General features: G+C 45.0%; 5 protein-coding genes. 1 reads left to right on the forward strand and 4 read right to left on the reverse strand.

The window, feature by feature from the left end:
* Positions 1–13: 13 nt before the first annotated feature.
* The gene (locus tag BZJ17_RS14905; RefSeq protein ID WP_077641246.1) at positions 14–1,321 is read left to right on the forward strand and encodes an O-antigen ligase family protein; all 1,308 of its coding nucleotides are present in this window, start codon (positions 14–16) and stop codon (positions 1,319–1,321) included.
* 463 nt (positions 1,322–1,784) lie between these two features.
* Here BZJ17_RS14905 and BZJ17_RS14910 read toward each other — a convergent pair whose 3' ends face one another.
* Genes BZJ17_RS14910 through wecC form a run of 4 tightly spaced genes read right to left on the reverse strand, consistent with a single transcriptional unit; the run spans position 1,785 to position 6,926 of the window.
* Positions 1,785–2,960, reverse strand: coding sequence for a glycosyltransferase family 4 protein (locus BZJ17_RS14910; protein WP_077641247.1), 1,176 nt, complete (start codon positions 2,958–2,960; stop codon positions 1,785–1,787).
* Entirely contained in the window at positions 2,957–4,615 is a 1,659-nt protein-coding gene (locus tag BZJ17_RS14915) for a heparinase II/III family protein (protein WP_077641248.1), read from the reverse strand. The genes BZJ17_RS14910 and BZJ17_RS14915 overlap by 4 nt, the downstream gene beginning before the upstream one ends.
* Positions 4,612–5,745, reverse strand: coding sequence for a UDP-N-acetylglucosamine 2-epimerase (non-hydrolyzing) (gene wecB, locus BZJ17_RS14920; protein ID WP_077641249.1), 1,134 nt, complete (start codon positions 5,743–5,745; stop codon positions 4,612–4,614). Before wecB ends, BZJ17_RS14915 begins: the two co-directional genes overlap by 4 nt.
* Complete coding sequence (gene wecC / locus BZJ17_RS14925; protein WP_206744524.1) at positions 5,742–6,926, reverse strand: UDP-N-acetyl-D-mannosamine dehydrogenase; 1,185 nt, start codon at positions 6,924–6,926, stop codon at positions 5,742–5,744. Before wecC ends, wecB begins: the two co-directional genes overlap by 4 nt.
* Position 6,927 lies beyond the last annotated feature (1 nt).

Genomic DNA, 6,927 nt, shown 5'->3' on the forward strand with positions numbered 1-6,927 from the left:
GCCGATAGAGGGAATGACGTTGTTACTCACTTCGCGCCAAACACTCGTTAACTGCTTATGTTTTGGTTATTTTGCCACCTTGCTCATCACACCAGACTCGTACAAGTACACCGCTGTGTTACTCGCAATTATGGCGGTATTATTACTGCCAAAAACATGGAAAGCGCTAAAAAACCGCCCTGCCCTCTTAATAGTCGGTGCATTTCTGCTTTATGTCATCGTCACTGTAGTCTTCGCCATACCAGGTGCGAATTACGAACAAATGGATATACCTAGCCGCCTACTATTAGCGATCATGGTTTTTGCCTTATTACTTACCACCCCGCCCTCACTTAAAGCGGTGCTGTATGGCTGCACCATGGGTGCATCGGCCATCGGGGTARTTGCGCTTTATCAACACTACATGCTGGATATACGCGCTCTGGCATCGGGCGGGTTCATGCCTATTCAAGTGGCTGGCATGGCCGCAAGCCTCAGTATTTTCAGTATTTTTACGTATATTTATAGTTGCCAACACGCACTGCCAACATTAAAGAAATTCGCATTTCTTGGGATTACGCTCGGGTTTATTGCCACATTATTGAGCGGAGGACGTGGTTCGTGGGTTATCACTCCCTTTGTGGCATTATGGGTCGTCATATATTACAGAAAAACATTTAGCCCAAAAGACTATGTCGCGATTGTTGCCAGTATCACACTGATTATTGCCACCGCGCTGGTGCCCGCGTTAAACAGAGCGGGGCTCGTATTCTCAGACTTGAACCAATACCAACAAGCCACCCAAACTATTGCGCCGACGCAAACCACCGAGAACACACCAATATCTGCCACCTCAGATCCAACATCAGAAGGAGAACAGGCGGCAAACACACCAACCGTTAAAAGCTCCTCAGGAATACGAGTGGAATTATGGAAAACGGCCCTGCACTTATTTGCTGATAACCCAATCGCGGGAACCGGCTATACCTACTACACGCAACACAAGCAGCAGGTGGTTGATCAAGGATATGTCGATCCGATAGTGATGCACTTTAGTCGCGCCCATAACCAGTTGTTAGAAGAGCTGCAAGTGAAGGGATTAATTGGCGGCATCACGTTTCTTTGCTTGCTTATCGCGCCTTGGCTCGCGACTAAAAAAGTACATGTACCCGCGTGCCCATCCAATCAACTCGCCGCAGTGATGCTGCGTTGCCACGTGGTGCTGATAGCCGGTTACATGCTGACGCAACACTACATCAACCATCACTCGGGCATTTTGTTCTTCTCACTCGGAGTGGTGATCTTTGCGAGCATGGCGTTGCGGGGAAAGACTAGAGACTAGGAAAAAGAATACCGATTTCGGAATACGGAATACGGAATACGGAATACGGAATACGGAATACGGAATACGGAATACGGAATACGGAATACGGAAAAAGCCTATCGTGCCGGCGCCTATAGATAAAGGCCTAAGCGCGGCTTTACGCTCTTCCTAGCCTCTAGAAGCGCAGAGTCTCGTCTCTTTCTGTATTCCGTATTCGAGTTTTTAAAAAATACAGAGTAAAGAAAAAGCAAGATCCCCAGTACAAGCACGCGGTACGGAAAACACATGAACATCCGCGCCATAAAAGGCTTCCCTGCTCGAATGAAAAATACTCTTGATCCATCTCGAGCATCACTCTCTAACGTTGAATACTGGCTTAAAACTCTTCTCTTGCTTTAATAAATTCAAAATCATTAAGATAGCCCCGCAGATAAAAACAGAATTCCGTAACTGCGAAGCATTTCGTAGAGTTTTTCAGGCACTATTTTAACACAAGCGATATTGTATCATCAGCCAAGCCTTTCATGATCTCAGTGCGAGAAAAGCACGCAATAAAGTCAGAGCGTGGACGTGTAACCAATTGTAAACTCGAAAAAACGTCGATAGCTTCTTTTTCATTGCAAGGTGAAAATATTGCTGCATTATCGATATTCTCTTGAATAAATTTTGCGGCAAAACCGCCAACTCCTGCCCAAACTGGCTTTCCAAGTGCAGCATACTCAAAAACCTTAGAGGGAAGCACTTTTTTAAAGGCGTCATAGTCATTCAAGTGCAAAAAAAGGACATCAGCCCCCTGGTAGAGCTCAATTAACTCCCCTCGTGAAACCGGATCGATTAGTTCCACGTTAGTACAGCCAGCACTGTGGATCGCTTCAACTAAGTGCTTTCGTCTGCCTCCATCACCGATGAGCTTAAATTGCAACTTTTCTTCGAAGTGTTTTGCTAGATTTGGAATTATATGGTGCAACCCTTGACCTTCCCCCATGTTTCCTGCATAGATGACTTCTGGTATTTTGAGCGCACTAGGCTGCTCAACTTCCGGGCTGGCTTCAATAAAAGCTTCATCTATGCCATTGGTAAAAAGGCTAAATGCTTGATGAGGGTAACGATGCTGAAAGTAAGGCAAGAAACCACCGGACACCAAATTAACTTTACTCGCTTTTCTGATAGTCCATCGTTCAATAAGCGAAAAAATAGGCTTCATTATCCAAGCTAGCTTTCTAGGCAATACATCCTTGATCGTATCTACAAAAATATCGCGAATATCTAGATATAACGGTACTTTCTTGCATTTTGAGACCCAAGCTCCCAACGCAGCAGTCATTAGCCGAGAGCTGCTGGCATAAACGAGGTCATAATCGTTCCCCTTTACTAACTTATTGACTTGACGCGCATAAGTAACAAAAGCTTTCGATTGGTCCAGCATCCCACTTTTGTGAGAAGGTAAAGCCACACGATGAATTCTCAAGCCAGAAGATGTTTCCTGCTTAGGGGCATCCACACTAAAGCTAGAGTAGCGATTAGGTAGCGTAGTTATCACGGTAATTTCGGAGCCTTTAGGCAGTTTTTTTTGTATCGCTTCGACCAATGCTGTATTACGAAAAGAGCCTGCAGATAAATCAGGTTGAAAATGAAAACTAAGAATTAAAACTTTCAAGTCTCACTCCATGAAATGTGAGTTATTAGTTCATTAGATTGGAAGGTTACAACGAGACAATAATTCGTAACAGAGGAACCAAAGCCAGGATGCCACTCACTAGACTTTTGCTTCACTACACCACCTTCGAACCTTAATTCAACGACCTGCCCATTCTGCAGATAGCCTTTCCAATGACTTCCATCCACTCGTTCAAGACACACCGCTGGGTGAACATGAAAATAAGCTCTGGCGTGATTAAAAAGGCCTGCTACTTTATCTTTAATTACTAACGAATTTAGGTTAGCAATCCACTGGCGCTGGTGTGTTACCTTGCCACGCAAGCGTTGATAGCCATCATGAGCAGCCCTAACTTGAACTAGGTAACTGTTGTTTGTGATACTAAGCTCGCTCAGCTTTGCCCTTCGAGCCACACGAAAGCCGGCCCAAACCTCAGACGAGTTTTGTCCATCAATTTCAACTGTATTGTGTGCAGACGTTGCACGCTGTTGCTGACGCTCAATTCCTTCTCCATATTGAGATATTCCTGAGTTCACCAATACACGCTGACCAAAAAGGCTCAGTTCAAAACTGAGTGTATCAGCATGAGCATGGCCTGGTTGATAGTCAGGACCCACCGAAGCAACATCTAGCAGGATGCGATGTTGCTCCGGCCAATCAATCACTGCGTAACCGCTAGCTTTCATATGGTTATATTGCAAGGAAGCACTACCGTGGCCTATATCAACACTCGGATTACAACCTAGCTGTTCGGCGTAGCATTCCAACTGCTCTAAGGTTGGCGCGATACCCAGAGCAGCATCGTTAAAAAAAGCAATATCACCATCTGGGTGGACCAATTTACGCAACCATCTTACACCTTGCGTGATCACTCTCCTCCAGTACTCAACTCGCTCATCGAAAATCGCTAACTGAGTCTGTTGTTGCAACTGTACGAGGTCACACATATCCCATAGAAGTATTGCGTGGTACATAGGGGACAATTCGTAGTGCCCACCATCGATTAAGAATTGTTCATCAACCTCTTGGTCTAATATTCTTAGGCCTTCCTTTAACCAAGTATCTCCTTGTCTTCCACCCAAAAAAGTTCCGACAAAAACTAATGCCTTTGCATTGGCAAAGAGATGGTTCGCGAGTATATGAAATTCAAGCTGTTGTATTAGCGCATCAGCTTGGCAAGCCAAAGAACGCAACCAATGCCTATCCATGGCATCCGGTGATAAACGACTAAAGAACTTAGTCCAATTGACTATGCGCAAAGACAAGCAATAAGGCTCCCACCCATTACCCTGGAGTGGTGGATTAGCAGCAATCCAATTCTCAACAAGCAGTGAGCATAGTTCGTCACGAGTGCTCGCGCCTACGGCGTTAAGATCATCCTGATAATGTAAGTTATACAACCACAACTTAGAAAACCTATGATCGTTCCATCCACTCGTTAAATCACCAGTTTCTCCTAAGAAACTGAAGGTTTCACCATCATCGGTGGCAGGTAAAAAAAACGCAGCGCCCGACCAAGGGCCTAATACGCCACGTATTTTAGGCTCTGACAAGTTTTTTAAGCGAGGCTTCCGCATTTTGTAGTAAATACGATAAGCCAACTGCTTTATTTTAAGGTAGCGTATCGTATGTAAAATAAGGAGTACGCGTTTCATTGAGTTTTCAAAAACTCCACGATGCGCTGGCAAGCCTTGCCGTCACCATAGGGGTTATGTGCTTGTGACATTTTTTGGTAAAGCTCTTGATCATCGAGTAATTCTTGTACCGCTTGACGAATCACACTAGATTGTGTCCCTACAAGACGAACCGTGCCGGCATCCACTGCTTCAGGCCGCTCAGTAGTATCACGCATAACTAATACCGGCTTACCAAGTCCTGGGGCTTCTTCTTGGACGCCACCACTATCAGTCAACACCAGGTAAGCATGTTGCATCAAATACACAAAGGGTTCATAGCCTAGTGGAGCAATCAAATGTACGTTTCCTAAGCCACCTAGCAAACGGTTGACCGGCTCTTGTACATTTGGATTAAGGTGAACGGGATAAATAAAATGGGTGGTAGGGTTTGCCTTTGCTAATTCTCCTAAAGCTTCACAAATATTTTCAAAACCCCCGCCAAAGTTCTCGCGTCGATGGCCTGTTACCAACACATAGCGGTTTTGAATGGCTTTAGAATCGAGTCCGGCTGACAATAACGTTGTACTAATTTGCTTTTGCAAATCAGGTGACTTCGCGATTTTCTCAGACACCCACAACAGCGCATCAATGACAGTATTACCGGTAATCACCACTTGGTTTTCACTAATACCTTCAGATAGCAGCGCATTTTGATTGCGCTGGGTGGGAGCAAAATGCCAATGCGCCAATCTACCTGTTAGCTGTCTATTGGCTTCTTCCGGCCAAGGAGAATACAAATCTCCTGTCCGTAAACCTGCTTCTACATGCCCCACTGAAGTTTGTTGATAAAAGGCTGCTAAAGTCGCCGCAAAAGTAGTAGCGGTATCACCATGTACTAACACTAAGTCTGGCTTAAAATCCTTTAGCACATCCCGTAACCCAAGTAATACCTTGCTGGTAACATCATATAGATCCTGCCCCGGCTGCATCACATTCAGATCATATTCAGGTTGCAGCTCGAACAAGGATAAAACCTGATCAAGCATTTCCCGATGTTGCGCTGTAACAGCTACGCGAGTTTCGAAATACGCATCAACTTTTAGCGCCTTAACTAAAGGCGCCATTTTGATTGCTTCTGGGCGTGTTCCAAAAACTAACAATACTTTCATACTTTTGTCACTCCACAGAAGTCGAGTACTTGACCTTCCACTTTAAGATCTTTGAATTCTCGGTGCGCAACTAAAAATACCACTAAGTCTGCCTTATCAGCGGCCTCCTGCCAAGAAGTCAGAGAAATATTAGCGTGCGTTTCCAAGTTTGGTTCTACAGCCAAAGGTTGAATATTCGTTGCAACTAACTGCTGAAATACCCAAAGTGCCGGAGATTCGCGTAAATCATCAATATTGGGTTTAAACGCTAGCCCCATGCAGGCTACTTGTGGAGCTCTGCCATTTTCTGCTTTGAATCGAGCAACTTCGGTCTGAACCTTTTCTACTACCCATTCGGTTTTACGTATATTTACCTCACGACCGGTACGAATTAATTGTGCATCTTCTCCACCTTCATGGACAATGAACCAAGGATCAACGGCAATGCAATGTCCACCGACTCCCGTCCCAGGTTGTAGAATGTCAACTCGCGGGTGACGATTAGCAAGGCGAATTAACTCCCATACATCAATGCTAAACTTGTCACACAGCAGTGAGAGTTCATTAGCGAATGCGATATTGACGTCACGGAAGCTATTTTCGGTTAGCTTAGCCATTTCAGCGGTTCGTGCAGTGGTAACTAAAACTTCACCGTTAACGAACGTACGGTAAAATTCTGCGACCTTTTCACTTGCAACTGGTGTTATACCACCCACAATACGATCATTCTCCACCAATTCACGCATAATATGGCCCGGCAAAACGCGTTCTGGGCAGTGGGCGATATGCACAGCTTCAATATCAACGCCTGCTTCTCGCAGCACATCTGCCACTTTTTCAGTCGTTCCTACTGGTGAGGTAGATTCCAGAATCACTAAGTCACCTGCTTTGACTACTGGCGCAATAGAGCGCGTAGCATCTAAGACATAATCAATATTGGGAACATATCCCTCATGAAATGGTGTAGGTACGGCGAGAATGAAAATATCCGCGGGCTCAGGCTTCAATGAAGCTGTTAGTTGGCCAGAATTGACTGCCGAACGAACAAATGAATCAAGTTCTGGCTCAACAATGTGTATTTTACCTTGGCTTATAGTATCAACTACTTCCGAAGAAACATCAACGCCGTGAACTTGATAACCACGACTTGCCAACAAGGCGGCTGAAGGAAGGCCGATATAACCTAGGCCAACGATACAAATC

The sequence above is a fragment of the Salinivibrio sp. IB574 genome (assembly GCF_001996205.1).
In the GTDB taxonomy this organism is placed as follows: domain Bacteria; phylum Pseudomonadota; class Gammaproteobacteria; order Enterobacterales; family Vibrionaceae; genus Salinivibrio; species Salinivibrio proteolyticus.